General features: G+C 50.8%; 26 protein-coding genes. 13 read left to right on the top strand and 13 right to left on the bottom strand.

What is annotated here, in order from left to right; all coding sequences use genetic code 11:
* Window positions 1-63: 63 nt before the first annotated feature.
* Together hepT and mntA are read right to left on the bottom strand one after the other, a co-directional pair.
* Complete coding sequence (hepT, locus tag EVJ29_RS14040) at window positions 64-471, bottom strand: type VII toxin-antitoxin system HepT family RNase toxin (RefSeq protein WP_131441330.1); 408 nt, start codon at window positions 469-471, stop codon at window positions 64-66.
* A complete protein-coding gene (mntA, locus tag EVJ29_RS14035; protein ID WP_131441329.1) occupies window positions 464-871 on the bottom strand; it encodes a type VII toxin-antitoxin system MntA family adenylyltransferase antitoxin in 408 nt (135 codons plus the stop codon). The genes hepT and mntA overlap by 8 nt, the downstream gene beginning before the upstream one ends.
* A gap of 129 nt (window positions 872-1,000) precedes the next feature.
* Here mntA and EVJ29_RS14030 point away from each other — a divergent pair, with 129 nt between their 5' ends.
* The 4 genes from EVJ29_RS14030 to EVJ29_RS14015 all read left to right on the top strand — a co-directional run bounded on the left by EVJ29_RS14030 (window position 1,001) and on the right by EVJ29_RS14015 (window position 4,937).
* On the top strand, window positions 1,001-1,492 hold the full coding sequence (locus tag EVJ29_RS14030) for an LURP-one-related/scramblase family protein (RefSeq protein ID WP_131441328.1): 492 nt from the start codon (window positions 1,001-1,003) through the stop codon (window positions 1,490-1,492).
* A gap of 13 nt (window positions 1,493-1,505) precedes the next feature.
* Entirely contained in the window at window positions 1,506-2,048 is a 543-nt protein-coding gene (locus EVJ29_RS14025) for an NUDIX hydrolase (RefSeq protein WP_131441327.1), read from the top strand.
* Entirely contained in the window at window positions 2,020-2,328 is a 309-nt protein-coding gene (locus EVJ29_RS14020) for a DUF1349 domain-containing protein (RefSeq protein WP_131441326.1), read from the top strand. The genes EVJ29_RS14025 and EVJ29_RS14020 overlap by 29 nt, the downstream gene beginning before the upstream one ends.
* Window positions 2,329-2,546: 218 nt before the next feature.
* A complete protein-coding gene (locus tag EVJ29_RS14015; RefSeq protein ID WP_201739021.1) occupies window positions 2,547-4,937 on the top strand; it encodes a carbohydrate binding domain-containing protein in 2,391 nt (796 codons plus the stop codon).
* Window positions 4,938-4,984: 47 nt separating this feature from the next.
* Here the strand turns inward: EVJ29_RS14015 and mprF are convergent, their stop codons facing one another.
* Window positions 4,985-7,483: a bifunctional lysylphosphatidylglycerol flippase/synthetase MprF gene (mprF, locus tag EVJ29_RS14010; protein ID WP_236633556.1), complete on the bottom strand. Its 2,499-nt coding sequence runs from the start codon at window positions 7,481-7,483 to the stop codon at window positions 4,985-4,987.
* A 259-nt stretch (window positions 7,484-7,742) separates the two neighbouring features.
* Between mprF and EVJ29_RS14005 the strand changes: the two genes are divergently transcribed.
* On the top strand, window positions 7,743-8,606 hold the full coding sequence (locus tag EVJ29_RS14005) for a DegV family protein (RefSeq protein ID WP_070327997.1): 864 nt from the start codon (window positions 7,743-7,745) through the stop codon (window positions 8,604-8,606).
* Between the two features lie 47 nt (window positions 8,607-8,653).
* On the opposite strand, the gene EVJ29_RS14000 is transcribed toward EVJ29_RS14005, so the two are convergent.
* Both EVJ29_RS14000 and EVJ29_RS13995 read right to left on the bottom strand, forming a co-directional pair.
* Window positions 8,654-9,196 carry a histidine phosphatase family protein gene (locus tag EVJ29_RS14000; protein ID WP_070327998.1) on the bottom strand — a complete coding sequence of 181 codons (543 nt, stop codon included), beginning with the start codon at window positions 9,194-9,196 and terminating at the stop codon, window positions 8,654-8,656.
* Window positions 9,197-9,232: 36 nt separating this feature from the next.
* Window positions 9,233-9,694 carry a DUF2691 family protein gene (locus tag EVJ29_RS13995; RefSeq protein ID WP_131441323.1) on the bottom strand — a complete coding sequence of 154 codons (462 nt, stop codon included), beginning with the start codon at window positions 9,692-9,694 and terminating at the stop codon, window positions 9,233-9,235.
* Between the two features lie 192 nt (window positions 9,695-9,886).
* Here EVJ29_RS13995 and mqo point away from each other — a divergent pair, with 192 nt between their 5' ends.
* From mqo to EVJ29_RS13980, 3 genes are all read left to right on the top strand, one after another.
* The gene (gene mqo, locus EVJ29_RS13990) at window positions 9,887-11,386 is read left to right on the top strand and encodes a malate dehydrogenase (quinone) (protein ID WP_131441322.1); all 1,500 of its coding nucleotides are present in this window, start codon (window positions 9,887-9,889) and stop codon (window positions 11,384-11,386) included.
* Between the two features lie 114 nt (window positions 11,387-11,500).
* The gene (locus EVJ29_RS13985) at window positions 11,501-11,989 is read left to right on the top strand and encodes a hypothetical protein (RefSeq protein ID WP_131441321.1); all 489 of its coding nucleotides are present in this window, start codon (window positions 11,501-11,503) and stop codon (window positions 11,987-11,989) included.
* 14 nt (window positions 11,990-12,003) lie between these two features.
* On the top strand, window positions 12,004-12,699 hold the full coding sequence (locus tag EVJ29_RS13980) for a hypothetical protein (RefSeq protein ID WP_131441320.1): 696 nt from the start codon (window positions 12,004-12,006) through the stop codon (window positions 12,697-12,699).
* A 30-nt stretch (window positions 12,700-12,729) separates the two neighbouring features.
* On the opposite strand, the gene EVJ29_RS13975 is transcribed toward EVJ29_RS13980, so the two are convergent.
* The 3 genes from EVJ29_RS13975 to adhP all read right to left on the bottom strand — a co-directional run bounded on the left by EVJ29_RS13975 (window position 12,730) and on the right by adhP (window position 14,985).
* Window positions 12,730-13,254: a CarD family transcriptional regulator gene (locus tag EVJ29_RS13975; RefSeq protein ID WP_016510581.1), complete on the bottom strand. Its 525-nt coding sequence runs from the start codon at window positions 13,252-13,254 to the stop codon at window positions 12,730-12,732.
* A gap of 104 nt (window positions 13,255-13,358) precedes the next feature.
* The gene (locus tag EVJ29_RS13970; RefSeq protein WP_070328004.1) at window positions 13,359-13,793 is read right to left on the bottom strand and encodes a MarR family winged helix-turn-helix transcriptional regulator; all 435 of its coding nucleotides are present in this window, start codon (window positions 13,791-13,793) and stop codon (window positions 13,359-13,361) included.
* 160 nt (window positions 13,794-13,953) lie between these two features.
* Window positions 13,954-14,985: an alcohol dehydrogenase AdhP gene (gene adhP, locus EVJ29_RS13965; RefSeq protein ID WP_070328005.1), complete on the bottom strand. Its 1,032-nt coding sequence runs from the start codon at window positions 14,983-14,985 to the stop codon at window positions 13,954-13,956.
* A 192-nt stretch (window positions 14,986-15,177) separates the two neighbouring features.
* Here adhP and EVJ29_RS13960 point away from each other — a divergent pair, with 192 nt between their 5' ends.
* Entirely contained in the window at window positions 15,178-15,921 is a 744-nt protein-coding gene (locus tag EVJ29_RS13960) for a hypothetical protein (RefSeq protein ID WP_131441319.1), read from the top strand.
* A gap of 48 nt (window positions 15,922-15,969) precedes the next feature.
* Here the strand turns inward: EVJ29_RS13960 and EVJ29_RS13955 are convergent, their stop codons facing one another.
* Window positions 15,970-17,754 carry an SLC13 family permease gene (locus EVJ29_RS13955; protein WP_131505307.1) on the bottom strand — a complete coding sequence of 595 codons (1,785 nt, stop codon included), beginning with the start codon at window positions 17,752-17,754 and terminating at the stop codon, window positions 15,970-15,972.
* Between the two features lie 190 nt (window positions 17,755-17,944).
* Between EVJ29_RS13955 and EVJ29_RS13950 the strand changes: the two genes are divergently transcribed.
* Genes EVJ29_RS13950 through EVJ29_RS13940 form a run of 3 tightly spaced genes read left to right on the top strand, consistent with a single transcriptional unit; the run spans window position 17,945 to window position 20,187 of the window.
* Window positions 17,945-18,691 carry a methionine ABC transporter ATP-binding protein gene (locus EVJ29_RS13950; protein ID WP_131505306.1) on the top strand — a complete coding sequence of 249 codons (747 nt, stop codon included), beginning with the start codon at window positions 17,945-17,947 and terminating at the stop codon, window positions 18,689-18,691.
* Window positions 18,684-19,346, top strand: a complete 663-nt coding sequence (locus tag EVJ29_RS13945; protein WP_071398721.1) for a methionine ABC transporter permease — start codon at window positions 18,684-18,686, stop codon at window positions 19,344-19,346. Before EVJ29_RS13950 ends, EVJ29_RS13945 begins: the two co-directional genes overlap by 8 nt.
* Window positions 19,347-19,371: 25 nt before the next feature.
* Window positions 19,372-20,187, top strand: coding sequence for a MetQ/NlpA family ABC transporter substrate-binding protein (locus EVJ29_RS13940; RefSeq protein ID WP_070328009.1), 816 nt, complete (start codon window positions 19,372-19,374; stop codon window positions 20,185-20,187).
* 12 nt (window positions 20,188-20,199) lie between these two features.
* Here EVJ29_RS13940 and EVJ29_RS13935 read toward each other — a convergent pair whose 3' ends face one another.
* From EVJ29_RS13935 to EVJ29_RS13920, 4 genes are all read right to left on the bottom strand, one after another.
* The gene (locus tag EVJ29_RS13935) at window positions 20,200-20,601 is read right to left on the bottom strand and encodes a DUF4304 domain-containing protein (protein ID WP_161567367.1); all 402 of its coding nucleotides are present in this window, start codon (window positions 20,599-20,601) and stop codon (window positions 20,200-20,202) included.
* A gap of 73 nt (window positions 20,602-20,674) precedes the next feature.
* The gene (locus tag EVJ29_RS13930; protein WP_131505305.1) at window positions 20,675-21,511 is read right to left on the bottom strand and encodes an aldo/keto reductase; all 837 of its coding nucleotides are present in this window, start codon (window positions 21,509-21,511) and stop codon (window positions 20,675-20,677) included.
* Window positions 21,512-21,601: 90 nt separating this feature from the next.
* Window positions 21,602-22,564, bottom strand: coding sequence for an HAAS signaling domain-containing protein (locus EVJ29_RS13925; protein WP_131505304.1), 963 nt, complete (start codon window positions 22,562-22,564; stop codon window positions 21,602-21,604).
* Window positions 22,551-22,898 carry a PadR family transcriptional regulator gene (locus EVJ29_RS13920; RefSeq protein ID WP_035386661.1) on the bottom strand — a complete coding sequence of 116 codons (348 nt, stop codon included), beginning with the start codon at window positions 22,896-22,898 and terminating at the stop codon, window positions 22,551-22,553. The genes EVJ29_RS13925 and EVJ29_RS13920 overlap by 14 nt, the downstream gene beginning before the upstream one ends.
* A 143-nt stretch (window positions 22,899-23,041) precedes the next feature.
* On the opposite strand from EVJ29_RS13920, the gene EVJ29_RS13915 reads away from it, so the two are divergent.
* The gene (locus EVJ29_RS13915; RefSeq protein WP_131505303.1) at window positions 23,042-23,443 is read left to right on the top strand and encodes a hypothetical protein; all 402 of its coding nucleotides are present in this window, start codon (window positions 23,042-23,044) and stop codon (window positions 23,441-23,443) included.
* Window positions 23,444-23,542: the final 99 nt, after the last annotated feature.

The following is a 23,542-nucleotide window of genomic DNA, read 5'->3' as shown; positions in this document are numbered from 1 at the left end:
CGGCGTTTTAATATACTTTTAAGGATTACTGTGGTGATTCATGGCACTGAGAAGCCACGATTGTCACACATCCAGTTGCAGGATAATTTTTGTGAACGTTTTAAAATCATCGATGTGCTTTTCGAGAATCGCTTCAAGAATTTCGAGTTGGAGTGCTTGGTAGTCGTGGACGGCGATATTACGGAATCCGACCATGTTCATGAGCGTCTTCGCTAAGGCATTATCAATGATACCTGCTTCCTCGAGCATGATGAACCCGTCCCGGCTCGCTTTGGGTACGCCCAACTTCTTTTGACTGACTAGGTACATCGCGATATCGATACTCGCTTCACAGGCGCGTTGGATGTTGAGAATGATACTGTCTTGCTTCGTGAAATCGTTTAGGTGATCTGGATTATCGTCATACACGTCATGGATTCGCTGAAGACAGCGCTCGATTGTCGTCACTTTGTTCAACACAACATCATTCATCGAATACACTTCCTCTAGCTTTGATTTCTTTCAAGACGATGTCTCGTTGTTCGTTCAATTCGGCATACATCCGAAAGGCTTTCATCTGTTGTCGCGTAAATTCGTTCTGATCTTGAATCGATAATGGAACGCCCTCTGAGAAAATTTGCATGGCAAAGACGGTGTCGACTTCACGGATATCGATCAAGTCGACGTCTCGCCCGCATAGAAGCGCTAATTCGCTCGCCAAGGCAAAGCGATTATATGGTGAGAGTCGCTTCTGACCGAAGTATGCTAAATCGACATCACTATCCTCACGATCTGTTCCTTTGGCGAATGACCCGAACAACAAGATGAAATCCGCGTCTGTTTCACGTTGAAGCGTTTCAATGATCGTTTGTCTTACTTTTTCAGAAATCATACTCTCACCTCCTCATTTCATTATACGCTCTCGAGTATAAGCCTGAACATTTATTCAATCATAAAAAACGAACCATAATCGGGTAAAGAGCCGTATAGAGAATAACACGTAAAAAATGGAGGGATGATAATGAACACGCTTTACATGAAACAGAAAGTCTTCAGCTTGCGCGGACGGTTCACGATCAAGGACGCGGATGAAAACGATATGTATTTCGTCGAAGGGAGCTTTATGAAGCTGCCGAAGTCGTTCACCATCTCGGACAAGGATGGGCGCGAGATCACGACCATTACGAAAAAGACGTTCAGTTTCTTACCGAAGTTTTACGTCGACGTCGAGGGCGAAGAGACGATGACGATCTCAAAAGAGTTCACCTTCTTCAAACCGCGTTATACGATTGACGCAGCAGGGATTGAAATCGATGGCGACTGGTGGGATATGGACTTCGAGGTGACACAGAACGGGCAAGTCATCGGCAGCGTCCAGAAGAAATGGTTGTCATGGGGCGACACGTATGAGATTCAAGTGATCGACGAGACGATGGAGGACATGCTCATCTCAATCGTCGTTGCCATCGATTGTGTGAAATCAGATCAAGCGGCAGCGAGTGCGGCCACATAAAGGAGATTGAACGATGGAGTTTTGGGACGTCTATAACGTTGACCGAGAAAAGACAGGGCGGACGTGGCAGCGGGGCAATCGTCTCGAGAATGGCGATTACCATCTTGTCATCCACGTCTGTATCTTTAACAAGCAAGGACAGATGTTGATTCAACAGCGCCAGACGTTCAAAGACGGCTGGTCAAACATGTGGGACATCACGGTCGGCGGCAGTGCCACGGTCGGCGATACGAGTCAACAGGCGGCGATGCGCGAGCTTGAAGAAGAGATCGGTCTGACACTAGACTTAAAAGATACGCGACCACATTTGACGATCAACTTTGACGAAGGGTTCGACGACATCTATCTTGTCGAAATGGATGTCGATTTGAATAAGTTGACGCTTCAAGAATCAGAAGTGCAGGCGGTGCAGTGGGCGGATGAGGCGACCATCCTCGACATGATCCGATCAGGAGAATTCATCCCGTACCACGAACCGATGATTCCACTTTTGTTCGCGATGCGAGGCCAATGGGGAGGAATCAATCATGTGGCAGCAGTACACGTGGATCAATGAGCCGAAAGCAATAAATGTACGGGAGAGACTTACCTTCGAGACAGAAGCGGACACCGATTTTTGGCGCAATACCCACTACGGTTTCAACCGGATGACGGCGCACGTCCTGTTGACGGATGTGTCGACCGAACAGTTCACGTGTCGCGCGACTGTAGAGATGAAGCCGAGCCATACATACGAACAGGCTGGCATTTTGTTGTATGTGAATGACGACCATTGGCTCAAGACGTCGATCGAATACATTCAGGATTTTCAGTCACATTTTCAGATTGGACAGTGAGGAAAACCTAAGCATCGACCTGATTATGGGTTGGTGTTTTTTATGTGTCATTTTCATTTCACTTCAAGAAAATGGTTGAATCTAGGTAGGCGAAAAAATTATAATAGACATAACGAAAGCGCTTTCGGAAAACGCTTTCAATGTTCGTGCGTTGTTAGAGGAGAGGCAGGTACGACTGGAGTGTGTCTGCCTTCATTTATGTCAAAGGAGGAATTTTGATGAAGAAATGGGTAGCACTTGCTCTCGGTACCGGACTTGTCTTGTCAGCCGCACAAGGCGCATATGCCGAAAAGCCAGAGAAAAAAGACAATACGAAATGGAAGCTAGTCTGGGCGGATGAGTTCAGCAAGAAAGAGATCGACCAGGCAAAATGGAATTTCGATACGGGGAACTGGTTGAAAGATAACGACGGCAATCCGGTCGCACCGGGTTGGGGAAACAATGAGAAGCAATTTTATACGGACAAAAACGAAAACGCTTTCGTAAAAGACGGCAAGCTCGTCATCCGCGCCAAACGGGAACAAACGATGGATGAACTCGGGACGTATGACTTTACGTCGGCGAAGCTGACGACGAAAGGCAAGTTCAGTAAAACATACGGTCGCTATGAGATGCGGGCAAAACTACCGACAGGGAAAGGCTTGTGGCCGGCGTTTTGGATGTTGCCGGAACAAGACCGGTACGGTGCCTGGGCATCGTCTGGCGAAATCGACATCATGGAATCATGGGGCAGCCAGCCTGACAAAGTCGCTGGGACGATTCACTATGGCGAGAACTGGCCGAACAACAAATATACAGGCAAAGATTATCACTTTGAAGAAGGTGACGGCATCAATCAATGGCATACATATGCCGTCGAGTGGGAGCCTGGCGAGTTGCGCTGGTACGTTGATGGAGAGCTCTATCAGACGCAAAACGACTGGTACTCGAAAGGGTTGAACCAGGCGACGAAGTACAGCTACCCAGCGCCGTTTGACCAAAACTTCTACCTCGTGATGAACTTGGCCGTCGGCGGTTGGTTTGACGGGGATGTCGATGCGACGACACCGTTCCCGGCCGAGATGGAAGTCGATTACGTTCGTGTCTTCGATTTGAAAAACCGCGATTACCGTGAAGCAGTCGAACCAGTCTATACGGACGAAGAAATCGTATTGCCGGACGGAGCGAAACAACCGTCTGAAGACGGAAACCTCGTCTACGACCAAGATTACACGGAGCCGATCACGACCGTGACGAACGGTTCGCAAGCGCTCGATCCGACGTACTGGAACTATGTGGCCTTGCCAGACTTTGGCGGCGTCGGGACGGTTGATGTCATCGAACAAGCAGGCTCACACTTTGCCGACATCTCGATCACTCAAGCCGGCAGTCAGCCATATTCGCACCAATTGATTCAAAACGTCTCACTCGGTAAAGGCGGCCACTACAAAGTGACGTTCGACGCGAGTGCCGATTCGGCCCGTTCGATCGCCGTGAAAGTCGGCGGCGGACCAGACCGCGGCTACGCGAAATATTCGGATGAAGGTTCATTCGATTTGACGACAGACGTACAGACATATTCGATGACGTTTGATATGGCGGAAGACACGGATCTCGCGGCACGTCTCGAGTTCAATGTCGGACTCAGCACGGCCGGCGTTCAAATCGGGAACGTCCGTGTCGAACAGACCGAGCGTGCAGCGCTAGACCCGAACGCTACGAAACCAGCGCTCGGCGACGGGAACTTGGTCTACAACGGAACGTTTGACCAAGGCGCGATGGACCGCTTGACATACTGGCAGTTCGACCCGGGCGCAACGAAAGGGACGGCTACAGTTGACGAGAAGTTGCGTCACTTCAAGTTCGTGACGAACCCGAAAAAGGGCGAACCGGCAACGCTCGTCCAAAACGGGATTCAACTGACGGAAGGTCATGACTACGTGTTGCGCTTTAAAGCGAGAGCGGAACGCATCAAAGCACTTCAAGTCGGTTTGAATGGAGCGGACGGCAACGCGTATCTCCCGCTTCAAGACGTCGCGTTGACGCGCGAGTTTGAAACGATCGAGATCCCGTTCACGATGGGACAAGCGACAGACCTGTTGAGCCAGCTCCAGTTCGTGCTCGGCTCGGCGAAAGGCTCGATTGAGCTTGACGACGTCAAACTGTTCGATGTGACACCGATCGCGATCGACCCGTCTCCGCTGAAGAACGGATCGTTCACGGACGGGTTGACACATTGGGGCTCTTACGTGCACTTCGATGCGCAAGCCGCGGTTGAAGCGGTGAACGAAGCCGCTCAAATCTCGATCGGGCAAGAAGGACAGGAACCTTGGAGCGTCTTGCTTGAGCAAGGCGGTCTCGAACTGCACCAGGGACAGACGTATGTCGTCCGTTTCGATGCTTCTTCGACAGTCGCGCGCAACATGGAAGTGACGGTCGAGAACGCGGCGTACACACGTTACTTGAGCCAAATCGTTCAAGTCGGACCTGAGACGAAAACGTATGAGTTTGAGCTCACGATGGGTCAAACCGATATGACAGGATTGAAATTCTTGCTCGGACGCACGGACGGTTCGCCGCTCGGCGCGCACGATGTGAACATCGATAATGTCAGTGTGACAACGAAATAATGTAAACAAGGAGCGTCTCGACATTTTCGAGGCGCTCCTTTCGCGTGTCATTGAACGTTTTTTCGACTGATGAGCCGGGCCGTGCGCAACAAGGAAGGCAGGAGCGTCCGTCGTTGCCGGAACGCCAAGTAGCGGCCTTCCCACGTCGGTTTGAACTTGTTCTTAAATTGCCTTAACCCACTGAACGGATAAATGTAGCTGATGTTCTCGAAGATGTCCGCCGCGATCCGCTCGGGCCAGTAAGCGAACGTATGCTCACCGACCGATGCGAGTGGGGCGACTCCGAGCCCGACATCGGCATACTCATTCTCCCGCGCCCACTCGATTACGTGAAGAATCAGTACTTCGATTGAGCCGGGCGGGGCGTCACAACACGAGCGCATCAAGTCAATCGATACGGTACCATGCCCGCGGAGCAGCGTGATGAAGGCGACAATTTGCCCATCGACGTCCTTCAGCAGCGCCGTCGGATAATGGGATAGGGACTGCTCGTTGAAAAATCCGAGCGAGAAGCCTTTCTCACTGCGATTACCGATCCATTCTTCGGAAATATCTTTTAACGAGGTGATGATCGCCTCGTTCGGTCGCGTGATCACGTCCACGGTAAAGCCTTTTTTTATGAACTGGTTGTTTAGGGAGCGCATGTTCGCGCGCTTTTTACCTGTCAGTGAGAACGTATCGACATTGATCGTCGCCTCTTCGCCGAGCTTGAAAAACGTGAAGCCAGCGTCATGCAGGCGCGGCATCCAGTTCGGTGTGGCTTGATAGAACAACGGGACATAGCCGAGATGATCGGTCGCCTCAATGAACTGAATCAACAGCTCGGAGGCGGCACTCGTCTCACCTTGTATGTCTCCTAAAACGATTGCGTGATTACCAGATAACGCGAACAACAGGCAGGCGTTGTCATCAGGCCCATAATAGACGCGCTTGTCATTCATGTAAGCCAAATCAAACGTGTGTGATGTCGCATGCGTCGTCTGGAACCGTTCAAAGCGCATCGGTTCGAACGCCTCACCAAGACGGGGACGCTTCAGACGGTTAAACAAGACGAACAGGACACTCAATAGCAGGCCTGATATCATAACAGCACTCACGCTTAACAGGGCAGCTTGATCCGGTTCAAAGAAAATCGTGTCGCTTTGACTGAATGACTGGAGCAAAATCGCATGTGTCCCGACATATAGACTGACGTACAACACGTTTCGGAAGAAGCGGCTGATGGTCAGGATCGAGCGATACCGCGTGTGCTGGTTTCGGGTCAGCCAAACGAACAAGGCAAATCCGACCACGACCAACGCTTCGAACAAATTGAACCCGCGTGCGAATATACCAAGCGTCGCGAAGAAGAACGACACAGCCGTGATCCACAGCACCCGTTTCGTGCGGATATACATGCCGTAGGTGCTCACTAACGTCAGGAGTCCGGCAACGAACAGACAAAGCGTCCCGATCCATTGCATCCAAGGGGCTGTCACATAAAGCGGGGCCACACTCGGGAGCAGCGTTTGAAACCAGAGGACGAGACTCGTCATCAAAGCGATCAGACTGCCGGCGATCCGACCGGTCTTGGCGAGTGTCCGCAACACGGTGCGCCAGACGACCGTCCCGATTTCATACGATGAGCCGATGATCGGTTTGTATTCGATTTGTTTGACGACCTGGTCCCCGAAGGCGATCGCGGCTAAAAACAAACCAATCATGAACGGGACGATGAAGTAGACGAACCGATAGACGATCAAGGACGACAACACAATCTCTTGGTTGATGCCGAGCTGCGTCATCCCGACCAAATACAATAGATCAAATGAGCCGGCTCCGCCTGGGACGAGTGAAACGACCCCAACGATTGTGGCGACGATGAATACGCCCAGCATACTAGCAATCGGGGCGTCCCCGCCGAGGAGATACAAGGTGTACAAGGCGACGAGTCCTGCTGTCACCCATTCCGCGAATGATGTGGCGATGTAGCCGAGTAACGTCGACCAGCTCAAGTTCGATCGTTTGCGGGTCATATAGATGTAAAGTGGCAAGACGGCTAGCGTTGCCAGCAATATGGGCCAAATCCACTGCTTCGTCGATATCAGCGTTGTAGCCGGAAATAGGCCGGAGAGGACCCCGATCGACAGTAGAGACAGTCCGCTGATCAGCGTCGGTGTCATCCAACCGATAGCCCGGAGCAGTCGCAATGTATCCGTGTACGGACGATACAGCGAGGTCCTGAGTGCGATGCCGATGACGCCGCCGAACCCGAGCATGCCGTTCATCGAGTTGGTGATCCAAGCCGCACGAAGCAGCTTATGGACCGGGATATGAACGTTCAATGAGCGGAGTAAAAAGTAGTCGTATCCGGTCATCGTCAGGACAGCGAGCAAGCCAAGAAGGATCAAGCTGGATTGTTCGAATCCTGTCAGTTTTTCTAACGCCGAGAAGGCGGCTGCGAGCGATAAGTTTTGTAGTTCTTGCCCGCTCTGATAAAGAATCAAGCCAATCAATAGGAATGGAACCAACCATTTCAGCTGCTTCCAAGAAAGTCGTTTTTGCATCATGTCTTCTCCTTACGGCTACAAGCTTAGTGTTAGCATTATATGCTGTTTTGCATGTGAGGAATAGTGAATCCTGTAGTGTATACGACCCGAATTCGCACATCGATTCAAAAACATGAATAAGTCGCACATTGAGCCTAGTAAAAAAACATCAAACCCTCTATATTTGGTACACTAAAGGTGTCCTGTCTTGACGTCTTAATCGGCGTAGTGAACTAGGACGATTCCCGTCACCTTAGGAGACAATTTGGAGGATACTATGATTAAATTACTAGCCGACTCAACTTGCGATTTATCAGACGACATTTTAGCAAAATATGATATCGGTGTAGCTCCGCTCATCATCACGATGAACAATAAGTCGTATGAAGACCGCGTCGATATTCAGCCCGATGAGTTTTACGGAATGTTGGAAGCGCTACCGGAATTTCCGACGACGGCGATGCCGAGCCCGGCGACGTTTTTGAAGCTGATGGAAGATGCCGTCACGGCCGGCCATCACGAAATTTTATGTATCTGCATGTCGAGTGGGACGAGTGGTTCGTATCAATCGGCCGTGCTCGGCAAAGAATATTTTGAAGAGGCGCATCCGGATTCGACGGTGAAGATTCATATCGTCGATTCCCGTTCGATGAGCCACGGCAGCGGTTGGTTACTTATGAAGAGCGCACAGATGCGTGAAGCGGGTGCGACGTTCGAGGAACTCGTCGACTTCAATGAGGCGTATAAGATGAAAGTGAAACACTTCTTGTCGGTCGACGACTTGGATCATTTGATCAAGAGTGGCCGTATCTCGAACGCGAGCGCGATCATCGGCAAGCTGTTGATGGTCAAGCCGATCATGAGCATGAAGAACGGGAAAGGTGCCATCGTCGCCAAAGAACGCGGAACTCGGAAAGTGCTCAAGCACTACACGGACGAGTTCATTAAACGCTACGACAAAGACGTCACAAACTTCATCATCATCGGTTATACATCGGACCAGAAAATCGCTGAGAACTTGAAAGTGAAAATCCAAGCCGAATCGGACTTCGAAGGTGAGATTTATCTGATGCAGATGGGTGTCTCGGTCGGGACTCACGTCGGTCTAGGTGCGATCTCGATGTTCTTTGTGGAAAAGTGAAGCAGTGAAGCCGTCTCGTGATGAGACGGCTTTTTCTGTGGATAACGTTATCCACAGGCAGGGTCCGACCAGACGCGTTTGACTGAAAAAAAGTTATCCACAATTTCCAACTGATAGACGTCCGGATTACTAAGATTCCGCCACGTCTCGAAATCAAACTGGTTATCCACATGTTGTAACAAGAGCGCGAGCAGATTGCCGTGTGTCACGAGAATCGTCGGACCGTTTATTTGAGTGACGACGTCCAAAATCCGAGCAGTTGCGTCTAGGCCCGACTCAGCTTCGGGTAACTTGAACGAAGGGTCGTCGAACGAGTGGCGGAGTAGGTCGAACCAATCAGCCCGCGGTTCGAGCGAGAGGATGCGCTCACGAAGCTTCGGTTCCTGTTCAATCGTTAAGTTCCGCTCGTTAGCGACAGGTGTGATTGAAGCGACGGCCCGAGTGTAATCGCTCGAGATGATGCGCTCGATCGGGACGTCTTCGAAAAAATCGCGCAAGGCGATCGCCTGGATTTGACCGGCTTCCGTGAGCGGAGCGTCCGGCTCTTGACCGGTGGCCGAACAGTGACGGACGAGGTAGATGGTTGGCATAGTGGATTCTCCTTGATCATTTTGGGTGAGCGTATTTTACCAAATTGTTAATGTTGTTCTCATATCGTTGGCATCGGTCAGGTAGGCGACTTCTTTGAATTCACATGAGAGCGCATGGTCATAAAATGATTCAATCATTCGTTGATTTTTACAATAGATGTCGACGAACGTGCTGTCGACAATCAATAGGGCAAATTCGCAAGGGCTGTCGAGGAATGCCTCATACGTTTCGACATCCGTCACCGGTCCAGCTGGAAAAGCTTTTAGATTCAAAAAGATGAGATAGTGTTGGTCTTGGCTGATTAAATCGCCAAACGCTTCTCCATCCATCACAGTCGGTTCATGGAATAACAGCTCACTTAACTCGTCATCCCTTACCGTGTAAGATTCTTCACCGAGAATGAACCACATGTAACGGCTCAATTCGATTGGTTTCAGTATTTCTAATAAATAAGTCCCGTAGTTGTTCGGTATTTTAAAACTGACGCCTCGCCTCATGGTAATTTTCTCCCTTCACGATTAATGAGCCGAATTCTTCTTAAAAGTTTCATCTCTATTTTCACTACTTAACCCTTATCTTTCATCACAAAAGCGTTATAATCAGTATAACGATTACAAAGAAACGATCGGCGAATGGGGATTTACTGAATCGTTTCATACACAAATCCAGGGGAGAAGGATGGGGTTTTCATGAGCAGTGTCCAAAAGAGAACAGACGTCATTTTGATTGGTGCGGGAATTATGAGCGCGACGCTCGGGTCGCTCTTTAAAGAGCTCGTACCGGAGTGGGAAGTCAAAGTGTTCGAGAAGCTCGCAAGCGCAGGGGAAGAGAGCTCGAACGAGTGGAATAACGCAGGAACGGGGCATGCCGCCCTCTGCGAGTTGAACTATACGACCGAGAATTCGGACGGCACGCTCGACATCTCAAAAGCGATTAACGTCAACGAGCAGTTCCAAATCTCGCGCCAGTTTTGGGCGCATCTGGTGAACAAAGGATTGATCCAACAACCGGAAGACTTTATCCGCTCGATCCCACATATGAGCATGGTCCAAGGGGAGAAAGATATCAGCTTCTTGAAGAAACGTTTGGAAGCGCTAACAAATAATCCGTTGTTCGATGGTATGGTCTTATCGGACGATCCGGAGCAGTTGCGCGAATGGATGCCGATCGTCATGGAAGGTCGCACGATCGATGAGCCGATTGCCGCGACGAAAATTGACTCAGGGACGGACGTCAACTTTGGCGCGCTGACGCGGGTGCTGTTTGACCATTTGACGAATCATGATGTCGAGGTCAACTACAAGCATAGCGTCGAGGACGTGACACGGTTGCCAGACGGGCTATGGGAAGTGAAAGTGAAGGACATCGAGGCGAATACGATCGAGACGCATACGGCGCCGTTCCTCTTTATCGGCGGCGGTGGCGGCAGCTTGCCGTTGTTGCAAAAGACGGGTATCCCGGAGTCGAAGCATATCGGCGGATTCCCGGTGAGCGGGTTGTTCCTCGTCTGTAAAAACCGTGACGTCATCGAGCAGCACCACGCCAAAGTATACGGCAAGGCGAAAGTCGGCGCGCCGCCGATGTCGGTGCCGCATCTTGATACACGTTACATCGATGGACGGAAAGAGCTCTTGTTCGGACCGTTCGCCGGCTTTACGCCGAAGTTCTTGAAGACAGGCTCGAACCTCGACCTCATCCAATCGGTCAAACCGTACAACGTCGTGACGATGCTTGCGGCCGGGGCGAAAGAGATGCCGCTCACGAAATATTTGATCGAGCAAGTGCTCTTGTCGCACGACAAGCGGATGGACGAGCTCCGTGAGTTCATCCCGACCGCGAAAAACGAGGATTGGGAAATCGTCGCCGCTGGTCAGCGTGTGCAAGTCATCAAAGACACGCCAGCAGGCAAAGGCACGCTCCAATTCGGGACAGAAGTCGTCAGTGCGGAAGACGGTTCGGTCGCGGCGCTCCTCGGTGCGTCACCCGGTGCGTCGACTGCCGTCCACGTCATGTTGAAAGTGCTCGAGCAGTGCTTCCCTGAGCAGTTGCCGGAATGGGAGCCGAAGATCAAGGCGATGGTGCCATCGTACGGCGTCTCGCTCTCAGACCATCCTGAGCTGTTCAAGACGATCCACGAATCGACGGCAATGGCGCTCGGCTTGAAAGAAAAGGGTGTCGTGCACAATTGAATCGGTTGAAGCGAGAATGCGAAAATATTCTCGCTTTTTCTTTTGAATTGCAACATTAAAAACCATATATTGGTTATAAATAAAAGGTGAATACCATCATGTAGGAGGTAGAGGATGGATAAAATCAAGCTTACACAGTGGGAAAGAAAAAAGTATGGTGCTTATCTCGAACACCTGCGAAAATATCCGGACAGTTACGAGTATTGTGTCCTCCCTCATTACGAAGACTATATGGAGACGGCGAAGACGGAATGCGTCCAAATGGGTGATTGCTATGCTGTCCTGATGAAACAAGGGGATCATTATGTTTTGGTCGCCATATTGTTTGATGTCGAGTCGGAAGTCACAGAAATATTGGAGTGGCTAGATCATACAGAAGTCCGGTGCCTTACGCCAACAACGGAGACAGTGATCGTTCGAGACGCATCCGAGATCTTGGATGAAGTAAAGTTCAAAGGGCAGCCGCTTTTGCTGATTGAGAAAGGGACTCAAACATTTTTGATTGATCCAGAAGACTTGAACGAAGTGACGGAAGCTTATGACCAGTACAACAAGATTAACAATACAGGATTAGCTGAAGATGTGACTTTACAGACTGATTGAGAGGAGACCGGGGCATGTGTTCAGTTGAAGTGTTAAAAAGTTGGGTCGAACGTGCGCCCCATCCCTACTATTTCCGACCGTTCGTCAGTAAATCCCCGAGTTCAAAAGGCAACGTCTTCATCGTTGGCATCAATCCAGCGACGCCGATGCATAAGGACGACTTTGCAAGTGCTGAAGAGTATATCGATACATTTTGTCATCGAGAGCAGTTTTTGGAGCGCGTGAAGATGATTCGCCGTTCGCAAGGGAAGACGGACTTATCACGCACGCGGATCGGCTTGAATAAATTTGTCGAAGATTTAGAGCTGAGGGCGAATGGAGAAGTTGAAGTGATTGAGACGAATATGAACGCCTATCCGACGAGACGAGCGAAAGATTTGCTTAGCGTAAATCCTGACTTGATTCAGTATGGGAATCGAGTGTTCCGAGAATTGTTATTCACCTATCGACCGAAAGTAATTATTGTCCATAGCAAACAGGCACTCGGCGAACTGCTCGATTTGCTTGAAGAGGAGCACATGGTTCCACGTCAGACTTTCAATCGAAACCTTCGACTCTGCGACTGGATTGCAAAAGGCCCGATTCCATTTACATACCGTGACGGTGGAATCGGGACGGTGCTATGCTCGAAGCATTTTATGTACCACGGGAACTTAGGGATGAGCTTCCAACCGTTGAAGGAACAAGTGTTACAGGCGTTCAAACAATAAAAAAAGACCGCTTCATATAGAAGGGTCCAATCAAGTGGCGGCAACAGGTTCAGCGCTCAAATAAGCGGCAATCTGTTGATCGATGACTTCTTCCGACAAATGAAGCGCGAGTGAAAGTTCTTTCACAAGAATCGTTTTAGCGTTTTCTAAAATCTTACGATCCTGTTCATATAACTTTTTGTTCAACGAAACTGCTTCGGTTTGTCTCCGAGCAAGCGTGTTGATGACTTGAGCGATATCGTGACGGTTGCCCGAATGAACGACATGCAAGAATTCGCGGTTCCGGTTATTCGGATGGGGATTCCATTCGACACCAGGAGAGCGGAACGATTCGAGGATCTCTTTTGCTTCTTTAGCTTCCAAGAGTGTCAACATCATGACTTTGTCACTATCGACCGGAATACTGATCTGTAGCTTCTGCGCGTTGTTGATTGGATGGAGCGTATAGTACGACTTCGTCTCACCTGCGACCGTCATATCGGAAATTTCGTCAATGCGACAAACTCCGTGGGTCGAATAGATGATTAAATCATCAATTTTGAACAAATCGATCACCTCTTCCTAATATCCATTATAGAGGTAATTGATGTAAATTGTCAACCCGGTTGACATTGAAGGCCGCACAGACGGAAAAAACCTCTTCTTATGATGAGAAGAGATCACAGTTTCCAGTCGGTTTGGAGCAACGTCTGCAATTGATTAAACGCATCGTCGCCAAGTGTCGTGGCAATTTTTTGTTCGAGATCGGCTTTTAGCGCCTCGTTTTGTTCATAACAGCGGATACCGAGGTCGGTCAGCTGAATGCATTTGTCTTTTCGGCTCGTCGGGTGGTCGGTCACCGTGACGAGCTCTTTTGTCTTCAAGTTCTTGATCAGTTTATGGATCGCCTGGCGTGACACATGGACGTTCCGTGTCACTTCGGAGATGGTCGGATTCTTTCGGTAGATGCGGGCGAGGATGTACCATTCCGAGTTGGAGATGTAAATATCATGTTGTTCGTTCCATGCCCGTTCGCTAATGCGTCGGATTTGATCGTGGCGCTCACCGAGCAAATCCAAAAGGTGCGTTGGCGTAAGTTGTTCGTATGGAGTCAAATTGGTCACTCCTATTCTGTTTTGTCGTTCCTAACTATACAAAAGCGGATAGGGCGCGTCAATGCGCTAGTATCTCAAGTTCAACTGAACAGATGATCATGTCATACGATGACCCGGTTTAGACGCCAGTAAAAAAACGAGACCAAATGGCCTCGTTTTTTTACTGGCATTCTTTATTTTTGAAATCGATGACCATTCGTCCTTGAATTTTACCTTGTTCCATCTCTTCGAAAATATCTTGGACTTCGTGGAGGCAACGTTTCTGGACGACCGGTACGACTTTTCCTTCGGCCCCGAACTGGAAAGCCTCTTCTAAGTCTTTACGTGTACCGACGAGTGATCCGACGACTTCGATGCCATCGAGGACGAGACGTGGGATATTCAAATCCATTGTTTCAGACGGAAGTCCGACCGCGACAACTTTTCCACACGCTCTTACAGCGTCGACCGCAGAGTTGAAGGCTACTTTTGAAACGGCCGTGACGACCGCTGCATGTGCGCCCCCGAGTTGCTCTTGGATGATTTTGTCCGCAGCGCCCTCTGTCACTGGATTGATGATCATATCGGCGCCGCTGTCTTTAGCGAGTTTGAGTTTGTCGTCATTGATGTCGACTGCGACGACGTACGCATTGAACACGTGTTTGGCGTACTGAATTGCCAGGTTGCCAAGACCACCGCATCCGTAGATGACAACGATTTGACCTGGCTTCACGTCAGCCACTTTAATGGCTTTATACGTCGTGACACCGGCACACGTGATACTCGAAGCTTGTGCCGGATCGAGTCCGTCTGGTACTTTGACAGTGAAATCGGCCATTACGATACTTTGCTCGGCCATCCCGCCATCAACGCTATATCCAGCGTTTTGTACGTGGCGGCAGAACGTTTCGCGTCCGGTCGTACAGTACTCACAACGCCCGCAGGCATGATACATCCAGGCGATACTGACGCGGTCTCCGACTTTCAAACTCGTTACGTCGTCAGCAATTTTTGAAACGATCCCGATGCCTTCGTGTCCGAGTACGCGGCCTTGGACATCACCGAAATCTCCCGCGGCAACGTGTAGGTCCGTGTGACATACGCCACAATACTCGACGTCGACAAGCGCCTCTCCAGAATTTAGTGGGCGCAACTCCTTTTCAACCACTTCGATATTCGCTTTGTTAGATGAATTGACTACGACTGCTTTCACTTTATCCCACGCTCCCCATCCTAATTATAGGTAATTAAAGATATGTAATTACCAAACTGACAAGAAAAGAATAGCATAAAAAAGGGAATGAAAACGCTTAACTAACGGCGGAATCTTGTCGCTTTCATGAACTTTTTTCACATAATGATTTTGGGGAACAGGATAAGACAGAACACGAAAGGAGGATGAATCGTGCCGACACGAACCGACCTGTTTCAAGCCTATAAACAGAAAATCATTGAGCTTCCTGACATGGACGAAGCGACGTTGAAGAGCGAGACGTTCCTTCTTGAGGAAGACCCGAAGAAGCAATTGACCATTTATTATGCCCCGTTCGAATACATCAATCCGAACGCCAAAGTCGTCATTGCTGGCATCACACCGGGTCTCTATCAAATGCGACAGTCGTTCGAGGCGATCCGCGACTTGGCTGACGCTTCGGATGAAGCAGCGCTCCAGGCCGTCAAACAGCGCGGCAGCTTCTCAGGACCGATCCGCAAGAACTTGGTGACGATGCTCGACGACCTGGACTTGCATCACCATCTCCAGATCGAGTCGACGCTCGACTTGTTCGGTGAGGCGAACCATCTCGTGCAGAACACCGCTGTGTTGCCTTATCCGGTCTTTTACAAAGGAAAGAACTATAACGGTTCGAGTCCGGACATGTTAAGAACGGAGCTGTTCCGTTCATACGTCGAGGGCAGTTTCGCCGACGAGATGGCCGTCCTCGAAGATGCGCTCATTTTACCGATGGGTGTCAACGTGCGTCGGGCCGTCGAGACGCTCGTCGCCCGAGGGCTCATCGCACCAGAACGTGTCGTGAGCGGGTTTCCGCATCCGTCAGGCGGAAACGGACACCGACATCGTATCTTCGCTGAGAACCGTGATGCGATGCGGTCTCATATCGCCGACCATTTCAAGCGGCACCCGATTTAAATGCACAAAAGGCAGAAAGCGTGATCGCGCGTTCTGCCTTTTCGAATGTTACATATATAATACGTAAATCATCATAACCGAGACAACAAGGAAGAGGAGGCTCATGACTCCTCCGGCCTTCATATAGTCCGCGTTGCGGTAACCACCCGGTCCCATGATGAAGGCGTTGACTTGATGGGTCGGTAAAATGAACGAGTTCGAAGCCGATATCGCGACAAGTAGCGCGAGACCGATCGGATCGATGTTGAACGTATCGGCCATCATCAGAACGAGCGGGACGAGTAAGACGGTCGCTGCCACGTTTGACATGAAGAGTGAGAAGAACATCGTGATGATCCCGATGATGAATAGAATTGCGAGCGTGCTCCACCCGCCAACGAGATTGACGATGGCATCCGCCGTATAAGCGGCAGCGCCACTCTTTTCAAAGGCTATACCGAGCGGGATGAGCCCGGCTAGTAAGAACACGGTCTTCCAGTCAATGGCTGGGTAAATCTCATCTTTCGGGATGACACCGAGTAAAATCATCAGCAGGGCTCCCGTAAAGAAGCTGAGCGACAGTGGAAAGCCGAGAAAGACGAGACCGAGGGCGACGATGATTGAAAACAAGGCTGGCTTTTTCTTGTTCTGCTGTGGTGCGAGTTCGGGTGCTTTCACATCGCTTAAAATCGCGACTTCGCGACCGTTCCGCAAATTGATCAAATCTTTCCAACTGCCGTAGACGACGAGTTGCATGCCGGCTTCGAACGGGACGTTTTCCAGTTTTGTCTGCGCACCGTCGCTTCCGACGATGGCAAGCGGCTCAAGTCGGAAATTTTTCCTGAAGCCAATATCGCGGAGCGTCTTCCCGATGAACGGCGACGTTGGCGGGATGATGATCTCAGCGAACCCGCTCTCGTCTTCGTTTTCAAGAGAAGCGAAGTATTCGAGTTCAGGTTTGATGGTCAGTTCATAATCGGCCGCGAAGCGACTGATCGCCTCGTCCGTTCCGAGGATGGCGAGCGTCTGCCCGATGGCGAGGCGAGTCTTGCGCCAAGGGCCATAGACGTGGCTCTCACCTTCGCGAAGTGCGAGAATGTTGATCCCATACGTCGACCAAATATCGAGTTGTTCAATCGTTTGTCCGGCAAGGCGAGCGTTGACGTCGAGCTCATGGATGTCGGTCGTCAATTGATGCGTTTCCTCCATGAAAGAAGCGCTCGTCGTCTGCGTTTCCCCGGACGCTTTCGGCAAGACGAGGCCGCCCGCGAAGTAGAAGTAGAGGATGCCGGTCGCGAGCAAAACGAGACCGATTGGTGTGACAGCGAACAAGTTTAAAGCGTCAAACCCGGACTCGGTCAACAAGTCGTTCAAGATGATGAGCGGGCCCGAAGCGACCATCGTCAGTGTGCCCCCGAGAATGGCGGCGAACCCCATCGGCATGATCAGCTTGGAAGCCGGGATGTTGGCATTTTTACTGATCCGCTTCAAGGCCGGTAAAAATAAGGCGGCCGCACCGATGTTTTGCATGAACGCCGAGATGAGTCCTACGGTTGTCGATGTCGTTGCCATAACGTTCTTTTCTTTGACCCCGACTCGTTTCGTGATAAATTCTGCGACGACGGTCATGATGCCGGAACGTTCGACACCGTAACCGATCAACATAACCCCGATGACAGAAATGACAGCGTTTGACGCGAATCCAGAAAATGCCTCATTAGCCGTGATGACCCCGGTCCATGGCAAGATGACCATGATCAAGACGGCGACGAGGTCGGTCCGGAGTTTATCGGTGACGAATAAGACGATCGCTAGCGCCAAGACAGCGAAGGTCAATAATATTTCGGTAGTCATTCATATACCCCCTATGGTATTTATTAATTTTATTATAAGTGTCTAGAAGGCGGAAAGTGAAGTAAAACGTACTTCAAGCTCAGACCGAACCATTATGACGAGCCGCCTCAACTGACAATCGTCCTTTAGTTCGCTAAAATGGAGAACGGTTATCATTCCACTTTTCCAGTATGAAAGAAAGGGACGGTCTATGATCACGTTAACGAATGTAAGCAAACAGTTTGGTCGTGACGAGGCGGTCCGTGACGTCTCGCTTCAGATTGAACGAGGCGAGGTATACGGTATCATCGGTGCGAGCGGTGCCGGCAAGTCGACGCTGCTGCGCCTGATGAACTTGCTCGAGACGCCGGACGCAGGGACGGTCACGGTCGATGGGAACGAACTGACGAGTCTATCGAGCCGGCAACTCCGCGAACAGCGACACGTCATCGGGATGATCTTTCAACAGTTCAACCTCGTCGGCAACAAGACGGTATATGACAACGTGGTCGCCCCGCTCAAACTGGCCGGGCGACCAAAAGCGCAGCACGAGGAACGGGTGCTCGAATGCCTCCGCTTCGTCGGGCTCGAGTCGTTCAAGGACAAGTACCCGGCCCAGCTGAGTGGCGGGCAAAAGCAACGCGTCGCCATCGCCCGGGCGCTCGCGAACGAACCGCACGTCTTGTTGTGTGACGAGCCGACTTCGTCGCTCGACCCGAACACGACGGCCGAGATCCTCGGCGTGCTGAAGTCGATCAACGAGGCGCTCGGTGTCACGATCGTCATCGTCACCCACGAGATGGACGTCATCAAGCAAGTGTGTGACCGCGTGACCGTCATGGCGGATGGATCGGTGTATGAGACGCTCGGTCTCGTCCCGCGTGGTGTCCCGGAAATCGACAACAATCCGGCCTGGTTCGTCAACAAGTTGCGAAAGGTGGGTGAGCCGGATGCCTGACGTGCTCGTTCAATATCAGACCGAGATTTGGCGCTCGATCGGTGAGACGTTCATCATGGTCGGCGTCTCGATCCTCGCCGCCGTCCTCGTCGGCTTACCGCTCGGGACGTGGCTCTACTTGTCCCGGAAAGGGCAGTTGCTCGAGAATCGGGCCGTCTTCTCGGTGCTCAACTTGGTCGTCAACATCGTCCGCTCGTTCCCGTTCCTGCTCCTCGTCGTGTTTTTGATTCCATTTACGCGGCTCATCATCGGAACGGCGCTCGGGACGGCGGCAGCGACCGTGCCACTCGCGATCATCGCCATCGCCCACTACTCTCGTCTCGTCGAGCAGTCGCTCCTAGACGTCCCGCGTGGCGTCGTCGAGGCGGCCGTATCGATGGGGGCGTCGATCAAAGACGTCATCTTCAAGTTTCTATACGTCGAGGCCCGGTCCGGACTCGTCCTCGGGCTGACGACGTCGATCATCAGCTTCATCTCGTACTCGACCATCATGGGGGTGGTCGGGGGCGGCGGCATCGGCGACTTCGCCATCCGCTACGGCTATCAACAGTTCAAGACGGAGCTGATGCTGTATATGATCTTCATCATGCTCGTCTTCGTCCAGCTGATCCAGTTCACCGGTACGACGGTGGCCCGGGTCATCGACAAACGCTAATCATCTATAGAAAGAAGGAAAATCAATGAAAAAATTAATGGCACTCTTCGCCTCACTTACCCTCGTCCTCGCGGCGTGTGGAACTGACAACGAAACAACGACGGAAGCACCGACGAACGAGCCGCAGACGCTCAAAGTCGCCTCGCTCATCCCACCGATGACCGACATGCTCGAGATCGCAAAAGACCAGCTCGCAGAAGACAACATCGAACTCGAAATCGTCGTCCTCGGCGACAACGTGCAACCGAACACGGCGCTCGCGGCGAAAGAAGTCGATGCGAACTTCTTCCAGCACGTCCCGTACATGGAAGAGTTCAACCGCAGCAATGACGCCAACCTCGTCCCGATCGAACCGATCTATTTCGCCAACTACGGCGTCTACTCGAAAGAGTACGACAACATCGACGACATCCCAGAAGGCGCGACGATCGCGATCGCGAACGACGTCTCGAACATCGACCGCTCACTCTCGCTCCTCGCGCAACACGACGTGATCAAGCTCGGGGAGAAGAATGGCTCGTATTACACGCAAGCGGACATTACGGATAACCCGAAAAACCTTAAGTTTGAAGAAGTCGACCTTCTCATGCTCGCGCGTGCCTATGACGACGTCGACGCGGTCCTCATGACGCCGGCGTACGCGGCACCGCTCAACCTTACACCGAAGAGCGACGCGCTCTTGACGGAAGGGGTCGAGAACGACTTCGCCATCACGCTCGTCGCCCGTGAAGACAATAAGGACGATGAAGCGATCCAGAAACTCGGTGAAGCGCTCACGAGCGACGAAGTCCGTGCGTTCTTAGAAGAGAATTACGACGAAACGGCGATCCCGGCGTTTTAATTAATTTTGCGCTCAAAGTGAAATGTGTTGTTCAAATGAATCAATGACTTGTTGCGCCACGCGTATATAGTCTTGTTCCAACTGAGCTGATTCGTAAGAGAACCAAATACCGTCTTCATATGGAGAATGACTGCCTAGTCTTCGTCGCGCGTCGACGTCGACATCGTGGGCGGTCATTTTTTGTGGGCTGATTTGTTCTCCCCAAGGTGTCAGAAAAACAGTGGCTGGAGCTTGAGCCAACACGACAGTGAACGAGCCACCATGACGATTGAATTGAAAGGTGACTAAATCCATTTGGTCTGATTGAACGCGCCGAAAGTGAGGAAACGAGCCTTTGAATTGATGCGACCGTAAATAAGGAACTACCTCTCGTTTCAGGATGACAATCATGTTTTTTCGTTGTTGTGATAGCATAAGATTCTCCTTTGAGTGGTTTAGTTCGAATATATAGAAAAACAGGATTGAGCGCACGCTCAATCCTGTTTTGTTAAAACTCTTCATACTCTCTCGGGTCTTGGTTGTCGATGCGGCCATCGGGTTTCGTCAACGCATTGATGGTCTCCATCTCGTACTCGGTCAACTCGAAGTTGAAGACGTCGAGATTTTCTTGTTGGTGCAGCTCGCTCGACGAACGCGGGAGCGGGATGACGCCAAGCTGGATGTGCCAACGCAGGATGACTTGCGACACCGTCTTACCTTTTTGGTTGGCGAGCTCGGTGATCGTCTCGTCATGGATGACGGTCCGGGCCCGGCTGAGCGGGCTCCACGCCTCAGTGATGATGCCGCGCTCTTTGTCGGCTTGACGTTGCTCGACTTGGGAGAAGTAGGGATGGAGCTCGATTTGGTTGATGACTGGTGTCTCGCCCGTCTCTTCGATCAAGCGGTCGAGATGCTCGGGCATAAAGTTCGAGACGCCGATCGAGCGGATCCATCCGTTCTTTTTCGCTTGGATGAGCGCGCGCCATGCCTCGACGTATTTATCTTGCTTCGGATTCGGCCAGTGGAGTAAAAATAAGTCCCAATAGTCGAGGTTGGCCCGATAGAGCGACTCTTGAATCATATTGAGGGCCTCGTCATAGTCGAAATACTGGCCGCGCAGTTTCGACGTCAAAAACAACTGCTCACGCGGGATACCGGACTGGCGGACTGATTCCCCGAGCGCGCCTTCGTTGTCGTAGCGAATCGCTGAATCGATGAGACGATAGTCGTTACGGATCGCGCTCGTGATGGCGTCGACACCGGTCTCGCCTCGTAAGAAGACGGTACCGAGTCCGATAGCTGGAATCTCGTAACCGTCGTGTAGTTTGATGGTCGGAATGTTCATAAAATGCCTCCTCCGTGGAAATACGTTCTCTTCTCGGCTATTCCACTTTCCTGGGGAATGAAACGTTTGAATGCGAGATGAGTATTTCAATTAAGGACGAAACGCTTTATAACATCCTTCAATCAAATCGATGAGACAGACGACGACGACGGTCAGTACTATGCTCCATACACCCCATTGTGTGAGTGTCGTGAGAGCGACGCTGGTTCGTTCGGCTAGTAGAGCGAGAGCTTCCGATGAAATGAGCTCTGGTTGCAGCAGAATCAGTGCCGTCACTCCAATCCATAGAACGTTCAAGGCCACATTCCATAGGGCGAGCGGTTTCGTCCAATAACGGGCAACCCATTTATAAACTCCGATTCCGATGTCAAAGACGGCTAGCGCAATTACGAACGGGAAAAATCGATCCAATATTTCCGGGTTAATGAGGGGGAATGTCTCTCCATCAATTGATAAGCGGATCCATTGATCAGTGTTCACATAGAGCATCATCAAGACAACGACCATAACAAAATCAAATACGATTGAACTGAGGGGAATGAACTTTGTACGTGGTTTTACGTTCTTTAATTTTTCTGGTGACCATTTCGATAAAGGGACATCTCCTTCTGGGGAAGCCCGCTCGATTATAAAGAAGACAAGCGTAATCCAGAAGAAAGTCTGAATCACGACTTCGAAGATTGCGGAGCTGATTTGAACCAGTCCTTGGACGATGAATTGTACCCATGATGATTCAACATTCGCATCAGCAAGATAAGCGATAGTTGCGAGAATAATCGAGAGTGTGATAGCAATTGGCAAGACGGTCTTCAAAATACTCACATAGCCTGGGAATAGGGCTGGACCAATTAAATGGAGCGGGCGATTGGCATACCGTGCGGCCAGTATGTTCGGGTCACCTAACTGACGGAGGGCCTCCAAGAGAGCTTTCTCGGACGGATCGTCTCCCGTCATATCATCAATCGTGGACTCGAGTTCAAGCGCAACATCTTCTCGCATCGACTCAGGGATTCGAGACGTCACTTCTGCAATATACACATCACGAAGGTTCATGGTCGTTTCCTCCTTCTATCAAACGGTTTAATGTGAGCGACATCTTATTCCATTCCGCATACAACTCCTGCAACATATCCGTTCCCTCTGCGCTAAGGACGTAATATTTGCGAGGCCGGCTCTCAGTCGTATCCCACGAGCTTGTCACGAGCCCTTGCTTTTCAAGCCGCCTTAAGAGCGGATAGAGCGTGCTTTGATCGATGCTGACATCGGCATCGAGAAGCGCCTGAACGAGTGAATACCCGTACTGTGGTGTCTTCAGTTGACTCAAGACTGCAATCGTCAAGGTGCCTCGTCGTAACTCGGTCATCAATGAGGCTTTTACATCAGACATCTCTTTGCCTCCTTCGATTCTTTTTATACTGTATATTATACACTATAGTGTGATGTACAACAATTATGAATAAAAGTATTAGGAAACCGGAATTCAGTTGCCTATTTTCCTGTTTTTGGGATAATTGGAGTGAGGTGATTGGGATGAAATGGTGGTGGGCGCTCGGTTTGGCAGTGACGGTGACGTTACTTTACGTGAATGACGCGTGGTACGGAGGTGCGGCGACATTTGGTGTGCCAATCGGTTGGATGATTTCAATATTGATTTTAGTGAAGCTCACGTATCCGAGACGTAAAGTATGGTCCGCATTTGTGAGTGTGTTTTTAGTCGGCACTACGACCGTACTTTCGATTCCGACTTACTCGGTCGCTGCCGCGGAAAAAGAATTGTTCACAACGCATGGGAGTGTCACTTATACGGAAAGTGTGCGAACGAGCGGGGACGAATGGAATCCGTTCGTCCCAACTGTCGCGTATGTATTTGAAACGGAGACGGGGGAGTCGATCCTGTTCATCCCGGACTCAGGGAAGTCGTTTGAACTATAAAAAAACTCGTCCTCACGCGGAGGACGAGTTTTTTTCAGCTTGTTGACTAACACAAGCAGATTCGCTCATCCTTCCGGCGACTTCGTTCGTCAGCAGCCT

The organism is Exiguobacterium sp. SH4S7 (genome assembly GCF_004336795.1).
Lineage (GTDB): Bacteria > Bacillota > Bacilli > Exiguobacteriales > Exiguobacteriaceae > Exiguobacterium > Exiguobacterium aurantiacum_A.
This window is presented reverse-complemented; position numbering and strand designations above follow the sequence as displayed.

What these genes read in the sequence shown, in the direction of transcription:
- hepT (WP_131441330.1), bottom strand. Translation starts at nt 471, where the DNA reads ATGAATGATGTTGTGTTGAACAAAGTGACGACAATCGAGCGCTGTCTT.
- mntA (WP_131441329.1), bottom strand. Translation starts at nt 871, where the DNA reads ATGATTTCTGAAAAAGTAAGACAAACGATCATTGAAACGCTTCAACGT.
- EVJ29_RS14030 (WP_131441328.1), top strand. Translation starts at nt 1,001, where the DNA reads ATGAACACGCTTTACATGAAACAGAAAGTCTTCAGCTTGCGCGGACGG.
- EVJ29_RS14025 (WP_131441327.1), top strand. Translation starts at nt 1,506, where the DNA reads ATGGAGTTTTGGGACGTCTATAACGTTGACCGAGAAAAGACAGGGCGG.
- EVJ29_RS14020 (WP_131441326.1), top strand. Translation starts at nt 2,020, where the DNA reads ATGTGGCAGCAGTACACGTGGATCAATGAGCCGAAAGCAATAAATGTA.
- EVJ29_RS14015 (WP_201739021.1), top strand. Translation starts at nt 2,547, where the DNA reads ATGAAGAAATGGGTAGCACTTGCTCTCGGTACCGGACTTGTCTTGTCA.
- mprF (WP_236633556.1), bottom strand. Translation starts at nt 7,483, where the DNA reads ATGCAAAAACGACTTTCTTGGAAGCAGCTGAAATGGTTGGTTCCATTC.
- EVJ29_RS14005 (WP_070327997.1), top strand. Translation starts at nt 7,743, where the DNA reads ATGATTAAATTACTAGCCGACTCAACTTGCGATTTATCAGACGACATT.
- EVJ29_RS14000 (WP_070327998.1), bottom strand. Translation starts at nt 9,196, where the DNA reads ATGCCAACCATCTACCTCGTCCGTCACTGTTCGGCCACCGGTCAAGAG.
- EVJ29_RS13995 (WP_131441323.1), bottom strand. Translation starts at nt 9,694, where the DNA reads ATGAGGCGAGGCGTCAGTTTTAAAATACCGAACAACTACGGGACTTAT.
- mqo (WP_131441322.1), top strand. Translation starts at nt 9,887, where the DNA reads ATGAGCAGTGTCCAAAAGAGAACAGACGTCATTTTGATTGGTGCGGGA.
- EVJ29_RS13985 (WP_131441321.1), top strand. Translation starts at nt 11,501, where the DNA reads ATGGATAAAATCAAGCTTACACAGTGGGAAAGAAAAAAGTATGGTGCT.
- EVJ29_RS13980 (WP_131441320.1), top strand. Translation starts at nt 12,004, where the DNA reads ATGTGTTCAGTTGAAGTGTTAAAAAGTTGGGTCGAACGTGCGCCCCAT.
- EVJ29_RS13955 (WP_131505307.1), bottom strand. Translation starts at nt 17,754, where the DNA reads ATGACTACCGAAATATTATTGACCTTCGCTGTCTTGGCGCTAGCGATC.
- EVJ29_RS13950 (WP_131505306.1), top strand. Translation starts at nt 17,945, where the DNA reads ATGATCACGTTAACGAATGTAAGCAAACAGTTTGGTCGTGACGAGGCG.
- EVJ29_RS13945 (WP_071398721.1), top strand. Translation starts at nt 18,684, where the DNA reads ATGCCTGACGTGCTCGTTCAATATCAGACCGAGATTTGGCGCTCGATC.
- EVJ29_RS13940 (WP_070328009.1), top strand. Translation starts at nt 19,372, where the DNA reads ATGAAAAAATTAATGGCACTCTTCGCCTCACTTACCCTCGTCCTCGCG.
- EVJ29_RS13935 (WP_161567367.1), bottom strand. Translation starts at nt 20,601, where the DNA reads ATGCTATCACAACAACGAAAAAACATGATTGTCATCCTGAAACGAGAG.
- EVJ29_RS13930 (WP_131505305.1), bottom strand. Translation starts at nt 21,511, where the DNA reads ATGAACATTCCGACCATCAAACTACACGACGGTTACGAGATTCCAGCT.
- EVJ29_RS13925 (WP_131505304.1), bottom strand. Translation starts at nt 22,564, where the DNA reads ATGAACCTTCGTGATGTGTATATTGCAGAAGTGACGTCTCGAATCCCT.
- EVJ29_RS13920 (WP_035386661.1), bottom strand. Translation starts at nt 22,898, where the DNA reads ATGTCTGATGTAAAAGCCTCATTGATGACCGAGTTACGACGAGGCACC.
- EVJ29_RS13915 (WP_131505303.1), top strand. Translation starts at nt 23,042, where the DNA reads ATGAAATGGTGGTGGGCGCTCGGTTTGGCAGTGACGGTGACGTTACTT.